This is a genomic window from Dissulfurimicrobium hydrothermale, from assembly GCF_022026155.1.
Lineage (GTDB): Bacteria > Desulfobacterota > Dissulfuribacteria > Dissulfuribacterales > Sh68 > Dissulfurimicrobium > Dissulfurimicrobium hydrothermale.
Genome location: NZ_CP085041.1, coordinates 1,438,947 through 1,464,697, shown reverse-complemented (window position 1 = coordinate 1,464,697; position 25,751 = coordinate 1,438,947). Strand labels below are relative to the sequence as shown.

Annotated in this window: 24 protein-coding genes, 2 tRNA genes and 2 pseudogenes; 16 read left to right on the top strand and 12 right to left on the bottom strand. The window is 46.2% G+C overall.

Features of this window, described 5'->3' with window-relative positions; genetic code table 11:
• Window positions 1-30: 30 nt before the first annotated feature.
• Window positions 31-375: a PepSY domain-containing protein gene (locus LGS26_RS07055; protein WP_237888184.1), complete on the bottom strand. Its 345-nt coding sequence runs from the start codon at window positions 373-375 to the stop codon at window positions 31-33.
• Between the two features lie 399 nt (window positions 376-774).
• Between LGS26_RS07055 and LGS26_RS07050 the strand changes: the two genes are divergently transcribed.
• Entirely contained in the window at window positions 775-1,347 is a 573-nt protein-coding gene (locus LGS26_RS07050; RefSeq protein WP_237888183.1) for a dual specificity protein phosphatase family protein, read from the top strand.
• A 41-nt stretch (window positions 1,348-1,388) separates the two neighbouring features.
• On the opposite strand, the gene selB is transcribed toward LGS26_RS07050, so the two are convergent.
• The 5 genes and pseudogenes from selB to rtcA form a co-directional block, all read right to left on the bottom strand.
• Window positions 1,389-3,371, bottom strand: coding sequence for a selenocysteine-specific translation elongation factor (gene selB, locus LGS26_RS07045; RefSeq protein WP_237888182.1), 1,983 nt, complete (start codon window positions 3,369-3,371; stop codon window positions 1,389-1,391).
• Between the two features lie 23 nt (window positions 3,372-3,394).
• Window positions 3,395-3,484 (bottom strand) — tRNA-Cys (locus LGS26_RS07040).
• 80 nt (window positions 3,485-3,564) lie between these two features.
• A pseudogene (locus tag LGS26_RS07035) lies at window positions 3,565-4,191 on the bottom strand (acyl-CoA dehydratase activase); the annotation flags it as partial.
• A gap of 115 nt (window positions 4,192-4,306) precedes the next feature.
• Entirely contained in the window at window positions 4,307-5,578 is a 1,272-nt protein-coding gene (locus LGS26_RS07030; RefSeq protein ID WP_237888181.1) for a double-cubane-cluster-containing anaerobic reductase, read from the bottom strand.
• Between the two features lie 272 nt (window positions 5,579-5,850).
• Window positions 5,851-6,867 carry an RNA 3'-terminal phosphate cyclase gene (gene rtcA, locus LGS26_RS07025; protein ID WP_237888180.1) on the bottom strand — a complete coding sequence of 339 codons (1,017 nt, stop codon included), beginning with the start codon at window positions 6,865-6,867 and terminating at the stop codon, window positions 5,851-5,853.
• A 110-nt stretch (window positions 6,868-6,977) separates the two neighbouring features.
• Here rtcA and LGS26_RS07020 point away from each other — a divergent pair, with 110 nt between their 5' ends.
• Window positions 6,978-7,712 (top strand): DUF72 domain-containing protein, encoded by a 735-nt coding sequence (locus LGS26_RS07020; protein WP_237888179.1) that lies wholly within the window; start codon window positions 6,978-6,980, stop codon window positions 7,710-7,712.
• A 63-nt stretch (window positions 7,713-7,775) separates the two neighbouring features.
• Here LGS26_RS07020 and LGS26_RS07015 read toward each other — a convergent pair whose 3' ends face one another.
• Window positions 7,776-9,155, bottom strand: coding sequence for a M48 family metallopeptidase (locus LGS26_RS07015; protein ID WP_237888178.1), 1,380 nt, complete (start codon window positions 9,153-9,155; stop codon window positions 7,776-7,778).
• Between the two features lie 175 nt (window positions 9,156-9,330).
• Between LGS26_RS07015 and LGS26_RS07010 the strand changes: the two genes are divergently transcribed.
• The 10 genes and pseudogenes from LGS26_RS07010 to LGS26_RS06970 form a co-directional block, all read left to right on the top strand.
• Entirely contained in the window at window positions 9,331-9,645 is a 315-nt protein-coding gene (locus LGS26_RS07010; RefSeq protein WP_237888177.1) for a hypothetical protein, read from the top strand.
• Between the two features lie 20 nt (window positions 9,646-9,665).
• Window positions 9,666-10,346 carry an endonuclease III domain-containing protein gene (locus tag LGS26_RS07005; protein WP_237888176.1) on the top strand — a complete coding sequence of 227 codons (681 nt, stop codon included), beginning with the start codon at window positions 9,666-9,668 and terminating at the stop codon, window positions 10,344-10,346.
• 60 nt (window positions 10,347-10,406) lie between these two features.
• A complete protein-coding gene (locus LGS26_RS07000; RefSeq protein ID WP_237888175.1) occupies window positions 10,407-11,366 on the top strand; it encodes a hypothetical protein in 960 nt (319 codons plus the stop codon).
• Between the two features lie 36 nt (window positions 11,367-11,402).
• Window positions 11,403-11,993 (top strand): Spy/CpxP family protein refolding chaperone, encoded by a 591-nt coding sequence (locus LGS26_RS06995; protein ID WP_237888174.1) that lies wholly within the window; start codon window positions 11,403-11,405, stop codon window positions 11,991-11,993.
• Window positions 11,994-12,228: 235 nt separating this feature from the next.
• Window positions 12,229-12,301, top strand: a tRNA-Thr gene (locus LGS26_RS06990).
• 864 nt (window positions 12,302-13,165) lie between these two features.
• Window positions 13,166-13,495: a hypothetical protein gene (locus LGS26_RS06985; protein WP_237888173.1), complete on the top strand. Its 330-nt coding sequence runs from the start codon at window positions 13,166-13,168 to the stop codon at window positions 13,493-13,495.
• A gap of 333 nt (window positions 13,496-13,828) precedes the next feature.
• Entirely contained in the window at window positions 13,829-14,626 is a 798-nt protein-coding gene (locus LGS26_RS06980) for a hypothetical protein (protein WP_237888172.1), read from the top strand.
• Window positions 14,613-14,741 carry a hypothetical protein gene (locus tag LGS26_RS09685; protein ID WP_269137049.1) on the top strand — a complete coding sequence of 43 codons (129 nt, stop codon included), beginning with the start codon at window positions 14,613-14,615 and terminating at the stop codon, window positions 14,739-14,741. The genes LGS26_RS06980 and LGS26_RS09685 overlap by 14 nt, the downstream gene beginning before the upstream one ends.
• Window positions 14,742-14,840: 99 nt before the next feature.
• Window positions 14,841-15,362, top strand: a complete 522-nt coding sequence (locus tag LGS26_RS06975) for a phage virion morphogenesis protein (protein WP_237888171.1) — start codon at window positions 14,841-14,843, stop codon at window positions 15,360-15,362.
• 324 nt (window positions 15,363-15,686) lie between these two features.
• Window positions 15,687-15,878, top strand: a pseudogene (locus LGS26_RS06970) (IS3 family transposase); the annotation flags it as partial.
• 396 nt (window positions 15,879-16,274) lie between these two features.
• On the opposite strand, the gene LGS26_RS06965 reads toward LGS26_RS06970, so the two are convergent.
• The 5 genes from LGS26_RS06965 to lysS all read right to left on the bottom strand — a co-directional run bounded on the left by LGS26_RS06965 (window position 16,275) and on the right by lysS (window position 21,011).
• Entirely contained in the window at window positions 16,275-17,159 is an 885-nt protein-coding gene (locus LGS26_RS06965) for a HEAT repeat domain-containing protein (RefSeq protein ID WP_237888170.1), read from the bottom strand.
• Window positions 17,160-17,223: 64 nt separating this feature from the next.
• Window positions 17,224-17,364: a FeoB-associated Cys-rich membrane protein gene (locus tag LGS26_RS09800; RefSeq protein WP_407932052.1), complete on the bottom strand. Its 141-nt coding sequence runs from the start codon at window positions 17,362-17,364 to the stop codon at window positions 17,224-17,226.
• A 171-nt stretch (window positions 17,365-17,535) separates the two neighbouring features.
• Window positions 17,536-18,144, bottom strand: coding sequence for a phosphoesterase (locus LGS26_RS06960; RefSeq protein WP_237888169.1), 609 nt, complete (start codon window positions 18,142-18,144; stop codon window positions 17,536-17,538).
• A gap of 91 nt (window positions 18,145-18,235) precedes the next feature.
• A complete protein-coding gene (locus LGS26_RS06955; protein ID WP_330873276.1) occupies window positions 18,236-19,525 on the bottom strand; it encodes a lipoprotein-releasing ABC transporter permease subunit in 1,290 nt (429 codons plus the stop codon).
• Window positions 19,518-21,011, bottom strand: coding sequence for a lysine--tRNA ligase (lysS, locus tag LGS26_RS06950; protein WP_237888168.1), 1,494 nt, complete (start codon window positions 21,009-21,011; stop codon window positions 19,518-19,520). The genes LGS26_RS06955 and lysS overlap by 8 nt, the downstream gene beginning before the upstream one ends.
• Before the next feature lie 355 nt (window positions 21,012-21,366).
• Here lysS and LGS26_RS06945 point away from each other — a divergent pair, with 355 nt between their 5' ends.
• From LGS26_RS06945 to LGS26_RS06930, 4 genes are read left to right on the top strand one after another with little or no spacing between them, the layout of a single operon-like run.
• Window positions 21,367-22,650 (top strand): TolC family protein, encoded by a 1,284-nt coding sequence (locus LGS26_RS06945; protein ID WP_237888167.1) that lies wholly within the window; start codon window positions 21,367-21,369, stop codon window positions 22,648-22,650.
• A gap of 1 nt (window position 22,651) precedes the next feature.
• Window positions 22,652-23,827, top strand: a complete 1,176-nt coding sequence (locus LGS26_RS06940; protein ID WP_237888166.1) for an efflux RND transporter periplasmic adaptor subunit — start codon at window positions 22,652-22,654, stop codon at window positions 23,825-23,827.
• 10 nt (window positions 23,828-23,837) lie between these two features.
• Window positions 23,838-24,527 (top strand): ABC transporter ATP-binding protein, encoded by a 690-nt coding sequence (locus LGS26_RS06935; RefSeq protein ID WP_237888165.1) that lies wholly within the window; start codon window positions 23,838-23,840, stop codon window positions 24,525-24,527.
• Window positions 24,524-25,750: an ABC transporter permease gene (locus LGS26_RS06930; protein WP_237888164.1), complete on the top strand. Its 1,227-nt coding sequence runs from the start codon at window positions 24,524-24,526 to the stop codon at window positions 25,748-25,750. The genes LGS26_RS06935 and LGS26_RS06930 overlap by 4 nt, the downstream gene beginning before the upstream one ends.
• The last annotated feature ends 1 nt before the right edge of the window (window position 25,751 follow it).

The window sequence follows — 25,751 nt, the reverse complement described above, 5'->3', positions numbered from 1 at the left end:
GAATCACATGACAGATTGCTTGGTAGAGCCTTAGCGACCTTCCACCGAATTTTCCAACACCTTTCCTGTCACAGCGTCCACACCCACCTCATGGGTGATACCATTCTTGCGGATATCAAAGGAATAGCGCAGACCGCTGCCACCGCCTTCATGTTCCAGTTCCTCAGAGAGTATATCGCCGGCAAAGGCCTTTTGGGCAATACGACGGGCTGCATTAAGGTCGATCTTGGCGCTTCCGGCATACTGCCAACCATTAAAGGTACGGGCAGCGGTCGTTGCCGCACCTTGATTTGCTTCACTTGTATAAACGCCATCAATGGCGATAACAGCAGTTAAGGCAACGCCAATTGTAACAATCGTTATTATCCTCTTCATCTTTTTAGCACCCCCTTAATTATTATTTAACAGTTTCTGCTTCTTCTATTTCCATACAAAAAATACAAAAAGAATATTATAAAAAAATGAACATTAAATTAATTTAGTATTATAATTTTCATAGAATATTGACGAAGTTAATATTAATCAGTTATCTAGATATGCATCCCGCTATATGCTCTTTTAACGAATGATACATCTAATAATTCAAGGTCATTGTATAACCCGTCAATGCTCTGAATGGGTCCGGCACCCCCCTTTTCCGGCGTAGACAGTCCTGTCCGCAAGCAAGACATAGGCTATCACGCCTCATTTTCGAGGTATCGGAGTCAGCCAGACCAGCAAGAGACAACATGGCCGTGAAACCTATTCTTCAAGGTGTCCTATTAGGAGGCACAAATGCGCAGATTTAAGTTCTTCATCCCGATACTTTCGCTTTTTTCATTACTGGCCATTCTGGGTACAGTATATTTACTGTACATGGAGGAACAGGGCAATTTCCATGTAATTACGCCCGGCGAGGCATACAGATCCGCCCAGATGGACAGGGATGAACTCGAATATTACATAAAAAAATACGGCATCAGGAGTATCCTCAACCTGCGCGGAGAAAATACCGGCAAAATGTGGTATGTGGAAGAATTAGAGGTCAGTAGGGAACAACATGTAGCTCATTACGACATCTCTCTGGCGGCATCGAGGGAGCTGAAAGACGATGACGTTCGTAAACTTGTAAAGATATTCAAAAACGCTCCACGCCCTATATTGATACATTGCCAGTCAGGTGCCGATAGATCAGGGCTTGTGGCTGCTATGTGGAAAGTGATCGTAGATAAAGAACCAAAGGCAAAGGCTGCAGACCAACTTTCCATTATCTATGGCCATATGCCGGTAGGCAAGACTACCGCAACGGACCATTTTTTCAAAAAGTGGGACCCGCGCAATGCTATTTTACTATATAATAGCCAATAAAAGGGACCCCCTTAAAAAATCCACCTTTGCAAGCGGTCGATCTAAGAGCCATCCGTGTCGGATGGAACCGAATGTACCTGCCGATTCCTTTCGACAAAGACGGGCCTTGGGTAGAGGACGCGCCCTGCATTGCCTTTATTTAGGGTGAAAGAAATGGAGTCAAGATAATCGAGGATGTTTATGATCCGCCTGCCAAGCGGGAAAAGGCCTTTGGCGTCTTCAAGTGTAAGCCTGCCATTTTTTAATATATGTTGCGCTACTCTTTCCTTGATTATATCCAAGGCGTCAGGTGTCATAAACTCTTCCCTGTTACCACCCCTATTTTTGTAGACCCTAACGAGCATGCCTTGTTTTATCAGATATCTTATTGCGTCTGAAAGCTGCTTTTCATCTATTTTCAATAGATCAAGCATTGAATGAAAAGTGACCGGCATTATAGAGCTCTTCTCTGCGATGGCCATGACCTTCTTCGTCAAGACCTTAATATCAGCGCCCAGCTGTGGCTTAAACCCTGCCAGGCTTAAAAAATTGTCTGTTTTTTTAATGGTACGCCGCAATATCATGTCTGCAATAAGCGTATCTATAAGTTGAACCGGCAGGTCTTTAAATCTTGCCCTCAGCATCTCAATAGGCATTCCATCATTAGCAGGGTATAGCTTGTGATATGCCCTTATTTCATCTGCAGCGGTCTTTTTTAAGATATGAAAACGTTTATATAGATAGAATCCATTCGAAATCTTGATGATTTTATTGTCTTTATATAGAGACAAAATAGCATTGATTACCAATCGGATAGGATAGCCTGACGATATTGCAAATTCATCCAATGTGATGACTGAAAGAGGCCTTGCCTTTAATAAGGCGATTATAATCTCCTCAATGCAACCTCGAGCGAGTGCATCTAAGAGGTCCAGTCCCTCTTGGTGTCTTGTCCTCCACTTCCGGTTTGTCATCTCCAGCACGCGCCCGCCGCCGAGCACCTCTTCAGGGGAGAGTCCTGAAACTATGAAAGGAGAAAAGGGCAGGGCCGCTGCCTGTTCCCTGAGCCTTAATTGGACCAATGCCTTTTCGCCAGGCATAATTGCATCTCGTCTTTCTATTATGACGATTTTGCAGATATATGACTTTGTTCCCAGGAATAATCTTACGGCCGAATTGTTTTTGATAGGCCTTTTGATATCGTCTTGGACATGCAGCTCGGTATTTATGAATCGACCCAGGCATATCTTGCCCGGGGTTCCCAGGAGGTCGCCTGGTTTAATCTGATAATGTCTGATTCCCGATAGATTTATCCCCGCTCTCATACCGGCCGTAACTGCCTTTTTCGTTTCATGCCCGGCCTGGATCAATCTGATCCTGTCCTTGATGCCTGACGGATATATCTCAACCTCATCATCAACCCCAATAATCCCTGAGGTTATCGAGCCAGTCACAACAGTCCCATGTCCGTCTTTATAAAAGACATGGTCGATCGCCATCATAAAAGGCCGATCTGGATCTGGAGACGGAAGGCGATTGAAAACATCTTCGACCGCATTTATAAGCTCATCTTTCCCAAGCCCCGTCCTAGAAGAAAAACGGATCATCCTGGCATTTTTATAAGGAGAGGTAAAAATAAGCCCTCGCGTCTCCTCTTCAGCCATAACAAGGAGTTCATCGTCCACCCTGTCCGTCTTTGTAAGGGCAACTATCACCTTGGGGATCCCAAGGAGCCTGACAATGGAGAGGTGTTCACGTGTTTGGGGCATAACCCCCTCATCGGCCGCGACAACAAGTATCGCTGCATCAATACCCCAGAGTCCGCGGATTGCATTGTGGAGGTATTCTTGATGGCCTGGAAGATCTACAAAAAAGATCTCCCGGCCGCAAGATAGACGGAGGACAGCGTGACCGGGATTTATAGTAAGACCACGCCTTTTTTCTTCCGGATGGCGGTTTAATTCGGCCCCTGTCAATGTCCTTACAAGGCTAGTCTTGCCATGTTTAACGTGTCCCATCACTGCAATGATGATGGAATTTCTCATGTAATCAGCAAATTGTAATGATAAGGGGGCGAGGGGAATTGAACCTCCTCCCTGTTTTTTAGACAGGGCCGACGGGTTTGCAGCCCGCGGGATGCGCCAGCACCTTCGCCCCCGTTTGTTGTATATTTTGTAATGCCAAGATCGCGGCCCCAATAGCTCCAGTAAAATCAGGCTCATCAGGTGTGACGACCAGCGTTCCAAGGCACTTGGCAAGCCCTGCCGCAACTGCCTTGTTTCGGGCTACACCGCCGCAAAAGGCAACAGTGGGTGAAAGACCGATTCGCTTGATCATGCCCGCCGCTCTCTGCACCACCGAATCAACTATAGCGCTGGCTACATCTTCTGGATTTGCACCCCTGGCCTTTAGGGAGATTGCCTCTGTCTCGGCAAAAACCGTGCATAGGCTGTTGATAGCCACATTTCCTCGGCCCTTCATGGCCAGGTCGGCCAGTTCAGAGACTTTGCAACCCACTGCTTGGGACATCACCTCTAAAAAGCGTCCCGTACCTGCTGCACAGCGGTCGTTCATCTCGAACCGTATCACCTTACCGCTTGAATCAAGGGAGATAACCTTGGTGTCCTGACCACCGATGTCCAGTATGGTGCGAACCCCTGGAATGAGCTGACGTACCCCGGCTGCATGGGCCTTGATCTCAGTTATACGGCCGATTTTCATGGCCTCGCCCACCAGGTGGCGGCCATAGCCGGTAACCAGTATGGCCTCGTATCCCTTGCCTTTCAACATCCTTTTAGTTTGGTCCATATAATCAAAGGAGGTCTCCTCCTTTTCCATGTGAACTATTCCAGCGCCGTCTTGCATCAAGACCAATTTTATAGTGCGAGAACCTATGTCCAATCCTGCTGTCGTAATCATTTTATGGGACCAAAGTACTAAACACAGCTTGTCTACATCTACATGGATTGCATATGACTGATCATAATGTCTCTAAAAATGCCTCTATGCGTGTCTTTAAGGCCTCCAAGTCCTGTAGAGAATAGTCGGTCTCGATCCTGAGGTATTGAATACCTTCCAACCGTAAACGTTCTTCAACCCGTTTGGCCTCTATGGTATAGGGCTGGCAGAATTGGATGGCATAGTGAATTACGCCCTGCGCCTCTGTCTTGCGAACCAATTCTATTATGTGATCCATGCGTTCTTCATTGGGGGTGAAGGTGGCACAGTCGATCTGCATATAGCGTCGGGCTATGGCATGAAGTATATCGTTCAGATCAGTTAGGTCTTCTTTTACGGTATTTTTCGTATGCCTTTCGCCAACACAACTTTCTTCGCCTACTATCACGGCACCAGCCTGTTCCACTATCATTGGAATCTTCCAGTTGGGTATGGCCATAGGGCAACCCGACACCAATATGCGCTTCGCACCGACTGGTTTGACACCCTGGTTGGCCTTGATTCGGTCTTCAATCTCGTCGCATAGGCGTTCTATGGCCTCTGTCACTCGAACAGGATCATCATAAAAAGCCACTTGATTTACGAGCAGGGCATCCAGGCCGCTGACAGGGGCAGGGGATGCAAAACGCAATCGATTCAACCTCTGAAGGCCGCGGCGCCTGCGGTTGACAAGCCGAATAGCCTGATTCAAGGCTTTCACCGTGATCTTTTTGCCAGATACGGCCTCCAGGTGATCTTTGAGCCGAACGACCTCTGATTCATAGAGTCTGTGAGCCGCCTCGCTTTTGGTCTGCGGGACCTCCATTACATAAACAGGCTGAAATCCACCAAATATCTCATACGCCTTTTTTTTGCCGTCACAGGTGGTTTCTCCAATCACCAAGTCGCAGGAGTTGGTGAAGGGACAGAGGCCGGCCAGCTTGAACCCAAAAAATGACTTGATGAGGCTGCAGGTGTTTCTTGGAAGATATTGTTCGGCCTGGTAGATGCCGACCTCAGCACCTGCACAAAGCCCGATACATACCCCATCTACAGCCAGGATCAATTCTTCAGGGACGAATACGCAAAAAGTGCCGATAACCCTTCTGCCATTTGCCTTGGCCTCCTGTAACTCCTGGATACGCAGGCCGTGCACCTCGCTCATGACGAAATCGAAGTACTCCATGGCCTTTGGTCTGTCTTTCTGGCTGAGATAAATATCGCTATAGAAAACACCCAGGGTCTTCAAGAGCTCATGGTGGGCCTCAAGGTTAAGACCTAGTCTTTGCCACATCCCATTGTATATTTCTGACATGTCCCTGCCCATCCGTTAAAGAGGTTTATGGTCCGACTAGATATCTAGTCTGCGTTGGCATCCTAATTTCTGGAAACAGACCGAGAGACCATTTACACCCTTTTTGTTTAAACGTCGGGCCAGGTCGGACCAATGGTATACGCCTTCTTAATGTTTCACATAAAATTACAGATAGGCTGTATAAATGGCAAATTGGAATAACTAATCGATCAAGTTGAAACAATAGACTTTTTGAATGACAGCCTTGAAAGTATTTACCTATATCGCTCACACTATCCGATATCCCCATCCACTTGATAACGAATAGGGATAAACTGTTCTATGACCCAGAGATTTGTAAGCATGTGACTGGTAATTTCAGATGTCGTAAAGACAGATCTTTTCTTACAGATGGCTGCATATAAAACTATCTGATCAGTAATATATGGATCCAGGGCGGCATTTGCGGCAAAATATTTCAAAAATGCCCTTGCCGCCTCTCTACCCACATCTTCCGCCTTCTTGCCTGGTGCGCCAAACGCTGTAAAACCTGCTGCAACACCGCCTCTCCTTGAATTCAAAAATAAGAAAGTACCTTTGCCTGGCCCATGTCTGCGTGCGTCTATCAACTCTATCGGTACTATCCCGATCTCATCGACTAAGGCCTCGATCTCCCTCTCCGCTGCCCTTGCCTGCCTTTGCGCTATGCTCACTGGAAGATTGCAGACTCCAGACAGAATAGAGACAGCCTCTAAGCCGGACGATGTCATGAGATCCAGTGGCCTTATATCCTCTGTGCCATGGATCCGACAGGTGATTTTCCCGCAGCCGCGGGGATAAAAGCCATAGGCCTCTATATCCGATTCGATAGCCGCACCCATTGTCTTGAGTAATGGAGCAAAGACCATGGCCAGATAGTGAAAACATGGACTCGATGGTACATGAGTGCCGCCTGCAATAGTTACCGTGCTTATGGCATCCGTATGCAATACTAAGGCAGGTAAGATCGTCTGCAAGACCAGAGAGGTAGAACCTGCTGTCCCTACATCGAAGAAAAAATGACCTGACCCGATACTGTCTGGACGAAATTTAAGTTCAACGGAACCAATATCGGCGCCCTCGACCCATGCGTTTGCCACGGCCTGTGCCGCCTTGACAGAGGCTAGATGTTGGGGCATGAGCCCTGGTCTCCTGCGATTTTTTCTGATGTTTACCATATGGAATGGTTTTGCGAAAAGGCATGAAAGGCCCAGGGATGTCCTCAATATCTGGCCGCCGCCTTCCCCGCGGCTTCCGTCTATCTCCACCATTGCGCCCATGTTCTTAAAATGGGTTGCATAATAAGGGATGTCAATGAGGCCATATTGCGTCCGTCGCAGACATCTGTTTCCTTATAATTTAAAAATTGAGGTCAGCGGCCATGGCTTTCTTGAGAGTCGGATGTAGCGGTTTTAATTATCGGGATTGGAGGTGCAGATTCTATCCTAAAGATACCCCACAAAAGGAATGGCTTGATTACTACTCTAGCATTTTCAACACCGTCGAATTGAACGTCACTTTCTACAGATTGCCTCTTTTAACGACCTTTGAGCATTGGCATTCCAGCACCCCTGATGATTTTGGCTTTTCTGTGAAAGGAAGCAGATTTATTACCCATATCAAGAGACTTAACGATGTCGAAGCGCCGTTGGAACTATTTTTTTCCAGGGTCCTTTTGTTGAAAGAAAAGCTTCTTGTCGTGCTTTGGCAATTTCCCCCTAGATTTAAACTGGATATTGAACGATTCAGCAGCTTTTTGGATCTACTGAAGGATTATCCAGCAAGAAATACCTTTGAATTCCGTCATGAAAGTTGGATATGCGAAGAGATATTAGATCTATGCAGGCGATATAACGTCTCTCTTACCATGGCCGATTGGCCCCTTTTTTTGGACAGATTGCCCGTTACCTCCGATTTTGTCTATATGAGACGTCATGGCGAAAACGGTACCTATGCCACCTCTTATTCGAAAAGCAAACTTGAAACAGATGCCGCAAGGATTAGAAGTTACCTGAATCAACAAATAAAGGTATTTATATATTTTAACAATGATTATAACGCCTACGCACCACAAAATGCCATTGACCTCATGGAAATCTTAAAAAATGTATCATAATTTTGCTTAAATCCGTTTATTTATCTAGATCTAATTAATAAAGGCCGAATCAATTCAAAGGCTTTAAAAACCTGCATTATGAATAACCAACTGTGCAATGGCCTTGCTTATATCGGGTGCTGCGGCCAAAAATAAGGCAACAAGTAAAAACAGGGCCTTTTTTTGTCTGAGTTGTTTCAAAAATACCGTCTTTAATTTAGGGTTTTGTGCTGCAGCCTGGAGAAAATCCACGCGCTGAGCGATGCCGTAATGATGCCAGTTCGGTTGCTCCTTATTTATGCCCGAGATGGATGCCACCTTTTCAAGTGCATTTATCAGATATTGTGGATGTCCTTGCACATCAAATACTGCGAGATCCGCCTCGCGTTCAAAATTCCTCATGAAATATCCTATAAAAAATCTGAAATAAAGGACCAGCATAAGGCCTAACGGAAGACTCGAGAGAAGAGGAAAGATATCTGGGGCGGCATCGTCTAGATAAAGAAGAGGCATTAGAAAATATCGCTGTGAAACGAGCCACATCCAAAGGGTATTAAATATATTATATATTATCAGACCGAAGGTGCCAATAAAAATAAAATACCACAAGATGTGTTTCTTTTTGACATGGGCCGTTTCATGGGCAAGTACAGCCTTTATTTCATTAGGCGTAAGATTTTGGATCAGACATGGTGTCAGAAGTATGTAGCGGAATCTCGGTGCCACGCCCAAAACTGCTGCTGTACACAGACCTTGCCCTCCGAGTGACCACAAGAGTATTTCGCGATATCTGGTCCCTGAATCGGCTAGAAAATCCTCTATCAGGTCCCTGACATATCCTTTTGAAAGGGGGGTGCACCTCCATATAGATTTTATCATCAAGGGAACAAAAACGATTATGGCAATGAAAGCGACCCCAATGGAAGTGGTCTCACCGACAGGGCTATTTATGAAATCGCTGAATCCAGGCCACTGGACTCTGCCGATAATGTCGCCGGCCAAGGTGACAGCAAGATAGGGAATTATAGCGGGAAGCACCAATCTCAATCTAAGATCTATTTCGTCTTGGATGGAGATGGTTGCAAGCCCGCGCTTTTTAAGGCCCAACCAACAGGCGGCCCAAGCCATAATGAGATATATTAGATAAAAGCCCAGAGAACATATATTGACCAGGCCAGGAGTCGGCCAGGCGATGAGATGAGCTATAAAAATTTTTAAATCAAATACATAAAAGTCTATTGCAAGTGCAAAAAGCGATAGCCACTGCAGTTTTTCCTGCAACATACCGATCGATCCAATCTTTTTGTTTCCAGCGAGTCGAAAAACCAGCAACGCAAAGGCTGTGGCCTTCAATAACCAGAAGGCAGCGACAGACCAGGCGGACATGAACGGATTTATATCTACAGGCGCGTCCACCACAATGAGCAATGCGAGCATCAAAGCGATGATTTGGCTATAGGGCATTGTTAAATACCACCCGTCATCTTGCAATAAAAGTCTTGTAGAGGTGCTATATAATTGACACCTACAATAAATGTGTTTATTAAAGATCTTGGGTTGTTAAAATCGAACATTCAAATTAACATCTTAACATCATTAACAAAATGAACAAAATTAGACAATAAATAAAAGGATGGCCATGAACTGGCAACTCATTCTAGAGAATCTGCGGACTGAGGCCATATTTTCTCGTCTGGCCGGTACCGACCCCTTAAGCCTTGCGCACAATCCACATATAGCCATTCCGTTTCTGGTCGTCCTTGCCGTACTTGCTCTTTTAAAAATGGTGCGCACCCTGGTTACAGTTGTGAGTGCGGCGGCATTATGGTTCGCTGTAGTGTATACTCTCCCAAAAGGCGAGGGGTTCTCGCTGAAAGATCTTGGGGTATTTATAAGTATATGCATCATGATACTCGCCTTTCTGATCTATGTCTATTTGATAAGATCCGATTAGGATTATGAGGCGGCATTAGGATGAAAAGCGATGTCTCGAGCAGTAGAAATCACTATGGCCCTGTGGTAGATAGGCTTCTTTCGATATATGAGCGGCTCTTTGCTGAATTCGGCGCCCAGCACTGGTGGCCAGGGGAGACGCCTTTTGAAGTCTCTGTGGGGGCGATTCTTACGCAAAATACAAGTTGGGACAACGTCAGCAAGGCCATTTCAAATATGAAGGCCAAGGGCATACTTGACCCGATCGTTCTTTACACCCTCCCTTATGAGATGATCGCAGATGCTATACGTCCGGCAGGCTATTTCAATATAAAGACCAAGAGGCTTAAGGCCTTTGTCTCCTTTCTTGTCGAACGTTTCAACGCCGACCTGGATGATATGTTTTCCATTGGCCTCGACAAATTGAGGCCGCTGCTCCTGGACATAAAGGGCATAGGGCCTGAAACTGCCGATAGCATCCTTCTATATGCTGGCGGGCTTCCCACTTTTGTGGTAGATGCCTATACCTGCAGGGCGCTCCTGCGGCACGGCCTGGTTGATGAAGATGCCGTTTACGACGATATCAGGGCGCTCTTTATGGACCATCTTCCTGCGGATGTATCGTTTTTCAACGAATACCATGCGCTGTGGGTTGCCCTCGGAAAACAGTATTGTAAAAAAAATGCGCCTCGATGCGAAGCGTGCCCGCTCAAAGATATTTAAATCCGGCTGGTTAAATCCCAAAGGGAGTTTTTTAATTAAAAATTAAAAGAGGATTAAAACATGAAACAATTGTATCACATTCTTTTTATTGTCATTTTTACGTTGACATCGGCGACACAGATCAATGCCGCCCCAATGGGGCCAGGGACAAATCCAGGTAATCCAGGTATTGGCACGGGTGGCATGCCGATATTTCATATGCCTGACAGGCCGTGGATGAAAGGACCCAATACCTTTGATATGGCAGGCCCGATGTCAGAGATGAACACAATCATGGCGAATACAGCTACGTTTTCCGGCATAACCCAGAGACCTGATGGCACCATCTTTCTTTATTCAAAACAACCAGGGCATGTATTCGCCTATATGGTGCCTGAAACAGGTTTCAACGCCTCTCAGACCGCAGGCACTCAAGGTCCATCCATCCATTTTGGACCTGACGGTTCACTCATAATGGTCACATCCCATGGCACCTTTACCGCTATGCCCTATTTTCATAATGTCGATGATTTTGAAGCATTGGTCGACAGTGCATTTGGCATGCAGATGACCATGACATATCAGGCCGATGGTTCATTTATAATAAACTATCCTGGTCTCCCGTATGGCTTTTCTCTTCGTCCGGACCCTGAAGCTGTTTTTGGAGATGGTACGGATACTGCAGGGCTCAAATTGCCCCCAGGGTTGACTGATTTTTCTCCATTCAGTCTCCGCTATACCGACGGGTTCTCGCAAAATTTCCGTCCCGCCTTCGCCCATGCCGATGAAGTAATGGCAGGTCTGGGGAAGTTGCCTGGGATGTCAAATATTCAAATGAACGCCGACGGTTCGATCAGCGTCACCTGGACCGATGGGCAGGTCTCGTATAGACTTACTCTTATGTCATCGATGGTGGTTTCCAATGCCGACACAACAAATATAACCCCTGGTTTCAGCCAGAGTCAGGATGGTTCATGGTGGTACACCTATGCAAACGGCTTGATGCAGCGCTTTCGAATAGAGGCGACGCTGGGCCAATAACCCCTAAATTTCTATCAAACACAGGAGGAATTATCTATGAAGAGGTCTTATCTGGCAGGAATCGGCATTATCACACTGCTCATTGTTACCCCGGCATTCGCCCAGATGGACATGACTAGGCAGCCTGGGCAGACGGATGTCCAGGGACAGCAGCAGGCTCAAGATCAAGGCATGGGCCAAGGTATGGGAATGATGGGGCAGGGGATGATGAAGATGAGGCCGTCCATGATGAAGGGCCATTGTATGATGATGGACCAGCATCATGACATGATGGGGATGATGGGTTGTCCCAACATGGCGATAATGCAGTATGTAAAGGAAGTTGACGGTTATCTTGCTAACAGTGCCCAGTTAGGACTGACACAGGATCAGAAGGATCACATCCAGAAGATCAAGGAGGAGCTTGAGATAGCACTTATTCAGAAATGCGCCACTCTCCGAATAGCAATCCTGAAACTGCAAACGCTGATGAATAAGGCCAATCCTGACAAGCAGGCTGTTAACAGACAGATAGACGAAATATCCGGTCTGTCAAGAGATATGCAAAAAATGGTCGTAAATACAGTTATAGACGCAAGGAATATCTTAAATCCTGAACAGCGAAAAAAGGTGTTACAAAATCAGTAAGTGAGCCGAGCCGAGACAGGGCGGATTGCCCCAAATAGTAATGTATCCGCCCTGTCTATCTACCCTGGCTACCCAGGCATTTCTCGTTCAGCTTCTTTTTTTAATCAAAAGACCGATTATCACCATGCAGGCTGGCTTTAAGACCGGCTTAACAAAAGCCGTTTGATGGCCTATCTTGATTTTTAAGATACTTTATGCTAATACCGCACAAACATTGATAATTCATAGAAATGAAGCCGACGTAGCTCAGTTGGTAGAGCAGCTGATTCGTAATCAGCAGGTCAGGGGTTCGAATCCCCTTGTCGGCTTTAATAAAATCAAGTAGTTAGATGCAGTTTTGATGCCCTTCTTTTTTCTTGTGTCTGTCGTGGGTACCGTATGGGTACCATTTGCCCTTGAAAAGGCCCTGGTAGTCTACCAGAAAGCAAGCTACTTCTAGCCTTTCATTTGCTGATAGTCATAAGCGAAGATAAGCGATTGTGAAATTTCTATGAAGTGAAACGAATGGCTTATCATTGAATGACTGTGCTGGCAGGAAGCCGTCTCCTGGGAAAATTGCTACCGCAATGTGGCGGGTATCACCTTTTCCCCCCGGGAATCATATTTACATGCTACACTTCTCAAGGAAACGATCAGGATAATATTATATATTATTATTGTATGGGTATGGGATGATACAGGGATGTATGGAAATACTAAACAAAAAGTTTACTATTATTGTTCTTTTTCCTTGTTTTACCCTGCTGGATAGCCTTACCTTGCCAGGACGACCGCACCAGCGCCTCACCATGACCTCTGAAAGGAAAAAGGCATAGGCTTATATGTCTTGCAAGGTGCACCTCACTATGACCCTTTTCCATGCGATGCAGTAGCAGTCGTTTCACTTCTAGTCACCTTTGCCCCAATTACTGCATGCTCAATAGAGGCATACCTTCCAATGGTAAACCAGTCGTTACACTTAATGGTAAACCAGTCGTTACACTTAATGGTAGCCCGTCTCATATCCCTTCCTTTCCTGCCGGGCCTTTACTCTTATGGTATCTTAGTGTATATTCTAAATCTATCAAGTTCTTTTAAAATTACGAGGATGAGAAATGACTTCAGTAAGGAAGTTTGTTCTATTTGTGCCGCTGATTGCATTATTGATTTGTGCCTCGGGATGTTCTGTGTTTATGGCAGCAAAACAGCCTGATGTCAAAAACATTGATCTTTTCAGGGTTGGTGTACCAAGAAACATGCTCTTAGCTGAGTTTGGTTTACCTATCGTAAGTGAAATAAGGAATGGCAAGAGACATGAGATATTCCAATTCGTACAAGGCTACAGCGTTGGGGCAAAAGCGGGCAGAGCCGTATTCCATGGCGCTGCTGACGTATTGACCTGTGGCATATGGGAAGTCATCGGCACGCCTACCGAGGGCATTTTCAACGGAGATGAGATGGCATTTGATGTCACCTATGACCAGAACGATAGGATCGATCAGGTTATAGCATTGAAAAAATAGTAAACCAGTCGCTTCACTTAATAGTAAACCTCAGGGTAGCCCGCCTCATAGTTCCTAGCCGTTTCACTTCCTATCCCTTCCTTTCCTGCCGTGCCCCTGCTCTTTGGGTAACCAAGCCTTTTCGGCAAAGAAAAGACACTACAGCCCTGTATAGTGCCTTTTCCTTGGTCAGACTCTTTTGAACATGTATCTATATGGCCCTCTTAAGTTTTATCCCTGTAGGTCATCGCAGGGCCTTCTGTAGAAGATAAAACGGCCTGTTTCCTGCTAGGCCTCATCCCTCCGTTCTGGAAGACCTGGTATCCGCCGAACGGCTATAACTGCCGTTGCTCCGTGCGGGCCCTGTCCAATGCCGAGATGGAGGCCAGAGGCCTTCATGTTGAGACGGAAGACCCGACGGGCGACCTGATAGAACCGATTGATCCTGTAACAGGCAACCGGCTTCCGGCCCGCCCGCTCATCCCCGACCCAGGCTTTGCGTCCAACCCAGGCGAGGTGGCATGGAAACCTGATTTCACCGGCGTCAGGGCGGATTTAAGGGAGGCCGTCCTGCAGGGGCTGATAGATGATATATGTGGGACACGGTTCAGTGAGTTTGCGGACGGGGAACTGATATGCCCGCAGCTTAAAAACAGGCTGAGGCAGGAGGATTTAGAAGCGCTTCAGTCCCTGGTCGAGGCGGATCGGCTGCAATCCAGCACGACATTCGATGGCTGGGTAAAACAGGTCATGGACGACAGGGGAACACCCAAGGGCGAGGTGTGGCCGATAGGGGTTATACCCACGGCGGTGCTGGACAGGCTTGAGAAGCAACCTGTAATATCGTTGGTAATGCTGACGGATACAGGCGTCACGCACATTCTGGATGACGCCAAGAACACCAGGGGCGCGGGGATAACCTTCAAGGAACTGCTTGACCTTCCTGAAAAATGGAAAGAGGCTCAGTGGTACATAGATAAAGAGGACCCGGCGGCGCTGGTGACGTTTGCACGGGTGGGAAGCAATAAGATTATCAAGTTTGTAATTAAATTTGACAAGAAGATCGGAAAAGGAAGGGCAAATATGATTATAACAGCGGGGGTGGTCCAAGGATCAAACCTGAATGACCCCAACAGATATGAACCAATCTAAAATGCAGGTGCATGGATGGTCGCTCAACTCCATCATGGGGCTGGCCGAAGAATCGGCAAGTCCAACCGGCCTGAGCGGTTTTCCGGTTGTCATGCACCTGTTAATCATAGCTTAAACACTGTTTGAAAAGGAGTCAATAATATGTGTATCCCAATACCGGCTAGAGTATGCCACCAGATGAATATTTTATTTTTTATCTTCCATGGCTCAACTTATGCCTAACGTAACCATCACTATAGACGACAGGGAGGTAATGGATGCCCTGAAGGGTCTCCAGGCCAGGCTTGGAGACCTTACGCCCGTCATGCGGACAGTGGCCAGGATGATGGAATCGGCGGTTCAGAGGAACTTCGCCGAGGGCGGAAGGCCGGATAAATGGAAGCCCAGCAAGCGCGCTCTAAGACAGAACGGCCAGACCCTCATGGATACAGGCAGGCTCAAAAACTCCCTCACATCACGTTCCGACGCCACCAGCGCCGAGGTGGGGACAAATGTCGAGTATGCGGCCATACATCAGTTCGGCGGCAGGACCAAGCCCACTATCATCAGGCCCAAGAACAAGAAGGCCCTCTCATGGCCAGGGGCGAGGCATCCGGTGATGATGGTGAAACACCCCATTGAAATGGCGCTCAAAGGAAAGGCATTGATCCCAAAGACGCTGACATGGCTGATATTACGGCCTACATCAAGTCATTGGGAGGAAAAATCCATCATGCCGAACAACCGACGCCCGTAAAAAAAGAAAGATCGTAGCTGCTGAATTGTGTGCCGGTGTAAAAGGAAATACCGAACTAACTGTATTGGAAAATTTTATCTCTCTATCTCGCGTTGTTCCAATAACCGGCGAGATTGCCAAAATAGGCGGGCTCTTCAAGCGCGATTTCGGCAAATCGCATGGGGTTGGACTTGCGAATGCCGTTTTAGCTGCAACAGCTTATGCGGAAAAAGCCGAACTAAAAATCTTGAATGTAAAGCATTGTCCTATGTTTAACGGATTGGAACCGCCTTATAGGCAATAGTGCACCAAGATCTATGATGGTTTTAGTTGACACCAAAGTAAGGATCGATGAGTGAAAAGGGCGATTGTTATGATAACGTCCCTATGAAGAGTTTCTGGGGTACCCTTAAAAACGAGCTTGTCCATCATTGTCAATTTGCAACTAGGAGGGAGGCTATGAATGAGATCACCGAATATATAATCAATAAGACGGCAGGTAAGGCTGGCTACCTATCTCCTGCTGTATATGAATGATATGAATGGCGGTTCCTTGAGAAAATGGCAGCATGATGAGGGGTTTTTGTGCCCACTATTGCATCAATCTCGCCTTTTTTATTATCTTAGAAATAAAAACGAAAGAACATAGATCGTCAGCAGCCAGAAGGCGGTTCCCATTATCATTGCAAACGGCATTCCCAAAAACATCCCTTGACCCAATCAACAACCTGGTCCCCACATCCTGTGCCTCCTTAATAGATCGACCTTATCCTGCCGGTTCGTTTATCCACGATCACCGATACTGTCAACTATTTTGTGTGAATTTAAAAATGGACGAATCGGGTCGCACCTTGCCTGCTTCAAGGAATACTGTGCGAAATTTCACACAAAAATCGACGGTACCGAGGCTTTTAAGTCATTATCTTATCGTACTCAATGAATGTTACAGGGCGGCTTTCCGTAAAGTTGAAGTATCTTCGTGGCGGTACGTTTGACCATCATTGACGGATCGCTAAGAAATTGCAATGCGTCTCCGGGCGTAATTTTTTTAAGCGCGCCAAGGCGTTCAAGCGCAATATTTCTTACCTTATCATCAGGATCCAAGAGGAGTGACCTGTAGAGATCGGCATGGTCATTCTGACCATCTATCCTGTCTAGGAGGGCGAGGATCTCGAGCCGCAAATCGGGATCGCCTGATTCAATTTCTTTTTTATAAATGGCAGCCACTTCATCTTGTCTGTCTTTAAAACGCCACAGATTGAATAGAATCGCCCTTTTTTGATCAATAGAACCATTTTTAAGTCTCTCTGCAAGGAGACTTACCACCCTGCTATCTTTGAGATTGCACAGGGCGTTTACTGCGACCTCCTGTATCTCTTGATCTGCATCGTATAGACACTCAATCAAAGGAAGTACTGCTGCCAAGTTTCCCTCCCAACCTATGGCGATTATTGCGCGCACTCTAGAATCGTGCCCACCTGTTTCTATATCATTTATAAGCCTCCTAATAAGGGCCTGTGGATCGTCCAAAAAGGCACCCATAACGCTTAGGTGTATTGCGGCCTGGTCTCTGAATTCGTCAGGCTCCTGTGGGTCCGACATGATTTCATAAAGCGGCCAATATAAATCTTCCTTGGCGAAACTGCCGAGCAGGAGGAGTATGTCGCGTCTCAGGTTGAGGTCTCTCGAGAGCCTCAAGGCCTTAAGAAGCAGGGGCACATATCTCTCCCTTTCCTTAATCACGCGTTCAGGAGATGCCAGACATGTCTTTGCCTGGACAAGTATACGATCGCTTGCATCAAAAGGGACAATCGTCATTATTTAGACATAAAATGTGTTGCAATTGAGATGACGGTTCTATCCTATACGCCAGATTGATCTATCAAATCCTCTTTTCATCTGACGGCTGATCTCCGCAGCCTTCGCAACCGCAGCTGCAGATATGACAACTTGAACTTTTACCTTTTATCTGTCTGAATATAGTGCGCCCTATAAAAAACAGGGCGCCGAACAAAACAATCATTAAAATCAGGTAGTCAAACATCTGATTCGGACCTCGTCTTGAATTTATATTATAATAAATATTTTATGTTTTCAGTAAAGTCAAAAGATAGTGCATTGAAGGTCCTGGCTTTAATAAAGTATTGTTTAAGTACGTCATAAAAAAGGAAAAACAGCCCATTTATTTGGGATTTTAGATGAACTCAACGGCAAAGACTGACCAACTTTCGAACAGGTCTTTATTCGCCTTTATCTCTTCTTTTGTCCACCAACCGACAAAATAGATATCTTCATCGGTCTTTGTCCTAATCTCCTCGGGCCTAATCACATCGCATAAATGCACCGCCCCTAGATGTACCTGGCCTACTGTATTGCTTTCGTCGTTTATCCAGCCCAAAAATACCTCGCGCACAACCTCTGGATTGCTTAACTCCTCCATCCGTTCCCTTATAAGGGCGTCTCGATAAAACGAGAGGGTGTGATCATGAGGCCTACAGGTATCCAATATATTTACATGCCCGCCGATGCCAATGGATAAACGGCCGATAAGGCGGTCTTCGCCTATCTTTTCCCCGCGTCGATATACAAAAAAAACCCTGTCTGAGCGAAAAAGTTGATATGGAATAATTTGTTTATATGAAGGGTCGTGCTCGGCCTTACTTCTTGGCAAAAAAAAGGTCTTGAGGTCCAACACGTCTTCAATCGTAGGGCCTTTTAACGCCCCATTCGGCAGGGGGGAGCCGAACAACGCCTCAAGATCATCCCTTCTAACGCAAAATACCTCTTCTTGTTCCCTGTTCATATTTAATTTAAATAATCCAGACATATTTTTAGACGGGTAACAACCCACAGCCCAGGGTATATCGCGGACATAAGGATATGAGACGAATCAATCATCCATTTCTCAATGCCTCGGACGGATTCACCTTTGCTGCCTGCCGGGCAGGATAGATAGTCGCAATAAAACAGATAATTACGGCGCAGGCCGCTATTGTAATCACGTCGGATGATCTTAAGAGGATCGGCAGTGAGTCGGTGTAATAGACGTCTCTTGGGATCTTTATAAACTTATATCTTGAAAGCAGCTCACAGAGACTTACCCCTCCCATGACGCCGATGGCTGTGCCGATAAGGCCGACTGCAAGGCCGTTGTAGACAAATATTTTCAGTATCTGCCTATCGGTTGTCCCTATGGCCTTTAAAATCGCTATATCCTGATGCTTTTCCATCACCATCATGATCAGCGTGCTGACGATATTGAAGGCTGCGACCAGCACTATCAACGTAAGCACGATGAACATAGCCAGCTTTTCGAGCTTCAAGGCCGAAAAGAGATTTCTGCTCATCTGCTGCCAGTCCATAGCCCAGAAAGGCGGACCTAACCTTTTATCAATGGCCAGCGCAAGCCTGTCCGAGGCATATATGTCAGAGACCTTGAGTTCGATGCTGTGCACCTGGCCTCGGATTTGAAGCAGCCTCTGTGCATCCTCAAGACCTATAAAGGCAAGAGAGGAGTCATAGTCAAACATGCCAGTAGTATCTATACCTACCACCACAAAGCTCCTGATCTTAGGCAGCATTCCAATAGGGGTTATCATCCCGCTAGGGAGTATTATTTGTATGGTCTGGCCGACCGAGACCCCGAGGGTCCTTGCTAATTCCTTGCCGAGGATGATAGGCGGCGGACCGTTTTGCTGTCTATGATTCAATGCGACAAGACCTTTACCTGAAATTATCTTGCCAGTATCCATCACCCTTGTAAGACTACGTGGATCGACTCCCCGGATGATGGCACCACTTACCCCATGACCTGAGCTCAAAAGGGCTTGTATATAGATAAGCGGCGTAGCTGCTACGACTCTGGCCTTATCGTTCACACCAAAGATTCTTTCCAGCAAATTGCCTCTTGAAACCGATACAGAAAGTATCTTTTTTTCAACTTCTTTATAATCAAAAATAGGCCCTTTGTAGCTTCTTACAACTATATGTGAACTTACTCCCAGTATTTTGGTTCTTAGGTGGTCTTCAAAGCCACCCATCACCGATATGACCACTATCAGGGCCATGACCCCTATAGCCACACCTGCGATTGATATAAAGGTAATAAGAGAAATAAACGCCTGTTTGCGTTTAGCCTTCAGATATCTAAACGCCATAAACCACTCAAAGGGCAATTTAGACATCTGGCTGTGCCTCTGGTTTAAGTTGTGGAAAAAGAATAACATCCCTGATGGAAGGGGAGTCGGAAAATAACATGACAAGGCGGTCTATTCCTATGCCTTCGCCTGCCGCCGGCGGCATGCCATATTCAAGTGCTGTTACATAGTCTTCATCCAGCACGGGCGGTATCTCTTCATCGCCCTTTCGCTCCTTGATCTGCTCCTCAAAACGCCTATATTGATCCCTTGGGTCGTTTAACTCGGAAAATGCATTCGCGATCTCCTTCCCGCTTATAAACAACTCAAACCGATCTGTGACTTCTGGGTTTTGTTCATTTTTACGGGCAAGAGGAGAAACATCCACAGGATAATCCGTGATAAAGGTCGGTTGAATAAGCCGTGGCTCTACCAAGATATCAAATAACTTTGTCCAGAGTTTCCCCTGCAGCTCATCCCCCTTTATCGGAGCTCCAAGGGATTTCAATCTCGCTGTCATCATATATCTGTCTGAAAGTTCTCGTTCAGGTATTCCCCCTATTTCTATAAGCGAGTCTTTAAGAGTGAGCCTGCGCCAAGGCCTTGAAAGGTCGATGGATTGACCCTGATAAGAGATCTTGTCTTTTCCATATAGTTCATGCGCTATCCTTACAAAGAGTTCTTCGGTCCTTTTTATGAGGTCTTCATAGGTTGCATAGGCCTCATAAAATTCGACCATGGTGAATTCGGGGTTATGCTGGAGAGAAATGCCTTCATTTCTAAAATTACGGTTCAGCTCAAAGACCCTTTCGAAACCACCTACAAGAAGCCGCTTCAGATAGAGCTCGGGCGCGATCCTCAGATATAGATCAATCCCAAGGGCATTGTGATGGGTTACAAAGGGCCTAGCTGTCGCACCACCCACTATAGGTTGCATCATTGGGGTCTCGACCTCCAAAAAGCCCGACTCATTAAGATAATTCCTGACGATCTGTATTATTTTGGAGCGAAGAATAAATACGCGGCGCACATCTTCATTGATGATTAGGTCTACATAGCGCTGACGATAGCGGATCTCCTTATCTTTTAAACCGTGGAATTTTTCAGGCAATGGGCGCAGGGATTTGGTAACAAGCCTTATAGACCTTGCCGATATGGTAAGCTCTCCTGTCTGGGTACGAAAAAGATATCCACTTACCTCGATGATGTCGCCTATATCAAATTTCTTGAAAATACTGTAGGACTCATCCCCTACCATATCCCTTGAAATATGGACCTGGATACGCCCTGATGAGTCCTGGATATGCAGGAAGGCAGCCTTTCCGAAACGTCTCAGCCCCATAATGCGGCCAACAGGTCTGAATGTCTGAGAAATAGACTTCAAGGCCTCTGCATCATACCCGCCATATGCCCCTATCAAATCGGCGATCTTGTCTGGCGTCTTGATGTCGTTTGGATAGAGTTTCAGATTTATAGCCTCGAGCTCTTCGGCCTTTTTAAGACGTTGTTTTACTATCGGATTGTCTTGATCCAATCTTTTGCTCCTTATCTACTTCATTACAGTACGGCTTTTGAAGCCCGACATAATTTCGTTGAAATTCATACTCTGCTTGAGGGTGTCCGCCATCTACAAAAATACCAGGCGCCTAGCAGATGACTAACTAATTGTGCAATAGCCTCGTTTTGAAAAAATTTCTTATTACTTCCATATTTTTTCCTCTTTTATTTGGTAGATAAATAAGCCACTGTTTCAAGCAGGCTTCTATTCATAATTCACCATGACATAGGAGTCAAGAAAATCAATCATCTCCATAATAAACTTGACTATTGAGTGGCCACTCACTATATTCGACAAACCTCTATTAAAAAGAAGAGGTCGATCAGACACGATGAGTCCTTTTAAACTGCCTATACTGGCCCTTCTTGCTATGTATTTTTTGTTTTTCCCTGCCCTTGTTAATGCCTCAGGGGAGAACGAGCCCAAGACCAAGACATTGACCCTTAAAGATTGCATAGACATCGCACTCAAACATCAGCCGGACATATTGGCCGGATTGGGCGATATAAAGGCAAAGGAGAGCAGGGTGGGACAGGCTAAATCAGGTTATCTACCTGAGATCGACATGACTGCCGGATACAGCAAATATTCGCCCGATAACGGACTTACAAACAGATCATTTAACGACTACTCTGGCGGCTTTCTTTTAAAACAAAATCTCTATGATTTCGGAAAGACGTCTACACAGGTCAAAATAAGCCGCCTCAATCTTCTTTCGTCCAAATCTGATCTTAAAACAACGACAAATCAGGTTATATTCAATGTCAAACAGGCATATTTCGGAGTATTAAGGGCAAAAAGAAACCTTAAGGTCGCACAAGATGCGGTAGCGCAATTCGAACTTCATCTCAAACAGGCCGAAGGCTTTTATAAGGTTGGAATAAGACCTAAATTCGACGTCACCAAGGCAAGAGTTGATCTGAGCAATGCAAAGCTCAACCTTATAAATGCACAGAATTCAGTAAAAATCGCCATGGCGGAATTAAACAACTCAATGGGCGTCCCAGACATAGATGGATATGAGCTCGAAGATATACTTGATTTTTCACCTATCAAAATAGATTTTGAAGAGGCGCTCAAAAAGGCGTATTCCGCAAGACCGGATCTAAGTTCAATTCTGGCACAAAAAAAAGCGGCCAGCGCCTCCATAGAGCTTGCGAAAAAGGGATACTATCCATCTGTTAGCGGCAATGCCTCATATAATGTTGATGGTGCTGGCTTCCCACTTTCAGACGGATGGACAGTAGGAGTAAATATAACATTTCCTATCTTCAGCGGATTTCTTACAAAATATCAAGTTGAAGAGGCCAGGGCAAACCTAGATTCAATCTCGGCAAAAGAGGAATCCCTTAAGAACAGTATATTTCTTGATGTAAAACAGGCATATCTCAATCTTGTCGAGGCTGGGGAAAGAGTGCCTGTGGCTGAGCTCGGGGTAACGCAGGCACAGGAAAATCTTGATCTGGCGATGGGAAGATATAAGGCGGGTATTGGAAACCCAATCGAAGTTACGGATTCAGAAATCGCCCTTGAAAACGCTAAGTTGGCCTATATCCAGGCCCTTTATGACTATAGGGTGGCATTTGCAGCCCTTCAAAAGGCAATGGGTGAGTAATATGAAAAAAATAGCCGTCACTATCACGGTCATTACGATCTTGGGGCTATTTCTGTTTTTCTTTATGAGAAACAGCAAAGATGTGCCGAAATTTAAAACAGAAATTGTAAAATGCGGCGAGATCAAGGCCAGTGTTACGGCAACCGGCACTGTAAATCCGGTGACCACCGTGGATGTGGGTACACAGGTCTCCGGAACTATTAAATATATCTATGTCGATTTTAATTCAGTTGTAAAAAAAGGCGAATTGATAGCCATGATCGACCCGACTCTGTTTGAGGCACAGGTCGAAAAGGCAAAGGCTAATCTTGATGTCGGAAAGGCGAATCTTGAAAAGGCAAAAGCTACCATGATCGATGCCAGACGCACCATGGAAAGATATAGGGAGCTCTTTTCAAAGGATCTGGTTGCAAGAAGTGATCTCGATACAGCAGAGACAAACTATGAAACGGCAAAGGCCCAGGTAGCGGCATATGAGGCTCAGATAGGTCAACTTGAGGCAGATCTCAAATATGCAAAGACAAATCTCAAATATACAAAGATACTCTCACCCGTAAACGGCGTCGTCGTTTCGAGAAAGGTCGATGTCGGGCAGACGGTCGCCGCCAGTTTCCAGACCCCTACGCTCTTTACTATAGCCGAAGACCTAACCAAGATGCAGATAGATACAAATATAGACGAGGCCGACATAGGTAGTATCGCCGTCGGTCAGGACGCCGAATTCACTGTTGATGCCTATCCTGAACTGCCTTTTAAGGGCAAGGTCTCCGAGGTCAGGATTGCTCCGACCACCATACAAAATGTAGTGACTTATGATGTAGTAATAAAAGTGGACAATCCTGAGCTAAAACTTAAGCCAGGCATGACGGCGAATGTCTCAATAATTACGAAGTCCAGAAAAGACGTACTTATGGTCCCAAATACAGCCCTGCGCTTCAAGCCCCCGGGCCTTTCAGGGAAAAAAGCGGGCGGGCAAGCTGTTCCAAAAGGGCCAGGTGTATGGGTGCTCGATGGCAATGGACGACCTGTGCGCATTGCAATAACAACAGGGATAACCGACGGCACTTATACCGAGGTAACTTCAGGGAGGCTTAAGGAAGGGGATATGGTCATTACCGAGGCCATTGACAGATCGGAAGAACAAAAGACGCAATTTGCTACGCATATGCATTTTTAAGATTAACGCCATGGCTCTCATAGAAACCAAGGGATTGGGAAAGGTATACAGATTCGGCGATGTCGAAATATATGCATTAAAGGACGTCTCGCTTTCCATCGATTCAGGTGAGTTTGTAGCAGTCATGGGCGCATCTGGTTCAGGCAAATCAACCTTCATGAACTTAATAGGCTGCCTCGACAAGCCTACGAGTGGAGAGTATCGTCTGGACGGTGTGGATGTAAACAATTTGAGCAGTGATGAACTTTCTGAGATAAGGAACAAAAAGATCGGATTTATATTCCAAGGTTTTAATCTCCTCCAACGGACCAAGGTGATTGAAAATGTCGAGCTCCCTATGCTGTATGCAGGGCTTGCGGCCAAGAAGCGCAGAGAGCTGGCGCTTGAGGCCCTGAGATCTGTAGGCCTCGAGCAGAAGGCGTTCAATTATCCGACTCAACTCTCCGGCGGTCAACAGCAAAGGATAGCCATTGCCAGGGCCCTTGTGAATAACGCCTCGATCATACTTGCAGATGAGCCAACAGGAAACCTCGACACAAAGACGAGTTATGAGATTATGGATCTTTTTACGAAACTGAATAATGGGCTTAGGGTTACACTCATTCTTGTCACCCATGAACCTGATATAGCATCTTTTGCAAGACGCATTATAAAATTCTCAGATGGAGCGGTCGTCAGTGACGAGGAGGTCAAAAAGTGATCGGGGTCGTCCCATCTCTCAAGATAGCTTTCGACGCCTTGATGACAAACAAGATGCGCTCTGTCCTTACTATGCTTGGCATCATCATAGGCGTCGCCGCTGTCATTGTAATGCTCGCCCTGGGAAACGGCGCAAGGATGATGCTCGACGAGCAAATAAAGAGCATAGGCAGCAATCTCCTGATAGTATTGCCAGGTGCAAGCACTGCCAGCGGCGTAAGAATGGGAAGCGGCACCCAGCTGACGCTCACGCTTTCAGATGCTGAGGCCATCAAGAAACAATGTCCGGCTGTCTTGTATGTAGCCCCTGTAGACAGCGGTGTGGCACAGGTAATGTATGGTAATCAGAACTGGTCAACATTGGTTACTGGCACAACGCCCAGCATGTTCGATCTAAGAGATTGGCCCATTGCGTCAGGCAGATATTTTACACAAGATGACGTAAAGGCTGCTGCAAAGGTATGCCTCCTAGGCAAGACCGTAGTAGACAACTTATTTGGTGCTATCAATCCGATCGGGCAGATCATAAGGATTAAAAACGTCCCGTTCACCGTAATCGGCGTGCTTGCCGAAAAAGGTCAGTCGCCGAACGGGCAGGATCAGGACGACGCCATATATGTACCTGTCACAACGGCGCAAAAGAAGCTCTTCGGCGTCCCATTTCCAGGTGTGGTAAAGATCATCCTTGTAAGCGCCAAAGGGGCTAATGAACTAGGCCCTGCCGAAGAACAAATAACAGAGCTTTTGAAGCAGAGACACCACATCGGGCCTAAACAAGAGAATGACTTTACTGTAAAAAACCTCACCCAAATACTCAAGGCCGCTGAAAAGACTGCAAAGATCATGTCCCTCTTGCTTGGCGCAATAGCGTCCATATCATTGGTGGTAGGCGGCATCGGGATAATGAACATCATGCTCGTTTCAGTAACAGAAAGGACAAGAGAGATCGGGATAAGGATGGCGGTTGGTGCTAAGACATGGGATATAAGACTCCAGTTTCTTATTGAGGCCGTCACGCTTTCAGTATCGGGGGGTATTATCGGGATAATTATGGGCATGGGGGTGACCTTGGCCGTGGCAACAACCGGATGGCCAACGCTTATCTCGCCTATCTCTATAGTCCTAGCCTTTGGCTTTTCGGTTGTTACCGGGGTATTCTTCGGTTTTTATCCTGCTTATAAGGCCTCACTCTTAAATCCAATTGAGGCCTTGAGGCATGAATGAT

What these genes read in the sequence shown, in the direction of transcription:
- LGS26_RS07050 (WP_237888183.1), top strand. Translation starts at nt 775, where the DNA reads ATGCGCAGATTTAAGTTCTTCATCCCGATACTTTCGCTTTTTTCATTA.
- LGS26_RS07020 (WP_237888179.1), top strand. Translation starts at nt 6,978, where the DNA reads ATGGCTTTCTTGAGAGTCGGATGTAGCGGTTTTAATTATCGGGATTGG.
- LGS26_RS09685 (WP_269137049.1), top strand. Translation starts at nt 14,613, where the DNA reads ATGAACCAATCTAAAATGCAGGTGCATGGATGGTCGCTCAACTCCATC.
- LGS26_RS07055 (WP_237888184.1), bottom strand. Translation starts at nt 375, where the DNA reads ATGAAGAGGATAATAACGATTGTTACAATTGGCGTTGCCTTAACTGCT.
- LGS26_RS06940 (WP_237888166.1), top strand. Translation starts at nt 22,652, where the DNA reads ATGAAAAAAATAGCCGTCACTATCACGGTCATTACGATCTTGGGGCTA.
- LGS26_RS06955 (WP_330873276.1), bottom strand. Translation starts at nt 19,525, where the DNA reads ATGTCTAAATTGCCCTTTGAGTGGTTTATGGCGTTTAGATATCTGAAG.
- LGS26_RS06965 (WP_237888170.1), bottom strand. Translation starts at nt 17,159, where the DNA reads ATGACGATTGTCCCTTTTGATGCAAGCGATCGTATACTTGTCCAGGCA.
- LGS26_RS07010 (WP_237888177.1), top strand. Translation starts at nt 9,331, where the DNA reads ATGAACTGGCAACTCATTCTAGAGAATCTGCGGACTGAGGCCATATTT.
- LGS26_RS06985 (WP_237888173.1), top strand. Translation starts at nt 13,166, where the DNA reads ATGGCAGCAAAACAGCCTGATGTCAAAAACATTGATCTTTTCAGGGTT.
- rtcA (WP_237888180.1), bottom strand. Translation starts at nt 6,867, where the DNA reads ATGGTGGAGATAGACGGAAGCCGCGGGGAAGGCGGCGGCCAGATATTG.
- LGS26_RS07030 (WP_237888181.1), bottom strand. Translation starts at nt 5,578, where the DNA reads ATGTCAGAAATATACAATGGGATGTGGCAAAGACTAGGTCTTAACCTT.
- LGS26_RS07005 (WP_237888176.1), top strand. Translation starts at nt 9,666, where the DNA reads ATGAAAAGCGATGTCTCGAGCAGTAGAAATCACTATGGCCCTGTGGTA.
- LGS26_RS07015 (WP_237888178.1), bottom strand. Translation starts at nt 9,155, where the DNA reads ATGCCCTATAGCCAAATCATCGCTTTGATGCTCGCATTGCTCATTGTG.
- LGS26_RS07000 (WP_237888175.1), top strand. Translation starts at nt 10,407, where the DNA reads ATGAAACAATTGTATCACATTCTTTTTATTGTCATTTTTACGTTGACA.
- LGS26_RS06975 (WP_237888171.1), top strand. Translation starts at nt 14,841, where the DNA reads ATGCCTAACGTAACCATCACTATAGACGACAGGGAGGTAATGGATGCC.
- LGS26_RS09800 (WP_407932052.1), bottom strand. Translation starts at nt 17,364, where the DNA reads ATGATTGTTTTGTTCGGCGCCCTGTTTTTTATAGGGCGCACTATATTC.
- LGS26_RS06960 (WP_237888169.1), bottom strand. Translation starts at nt 18,144, where the DNA reads ATGAACAGGGAACAAGAAGAGGTATTTTGCGTTAGAAGGGATGATCTT.
- LGS26_RS06945 (WP_237888167.1), top strand. Translation starts at nt 21,367, where the DNA reads ATGAGTCCTTTTAAACTGCCTATACTGGCCCTTCTTGCTATGTATTTT.
- LGS26_RS06935 (WP_237888165.1), top strand. Translation starts at nt 23,838, where the DNA reads ATGGCTCTCATAGAAACCAAGGGATTGGGAAAGGTATACAGATTCGGC.
- selB (WP_237888182.1), bottom strand. Translation starts at nt 3,371, where the DNA reads ATGAGAAATTCCATCATCATTGCAGTGATGGGACACGTTAAACATGGC.
- LGS26_RS06995 (WP_237888174.1), top strand. Translation starts at nt 11,403, where the DNA reads ATGAAGAGGTCTTATCTGGCAGGAATCGGCATTATCACACTGCTCATT.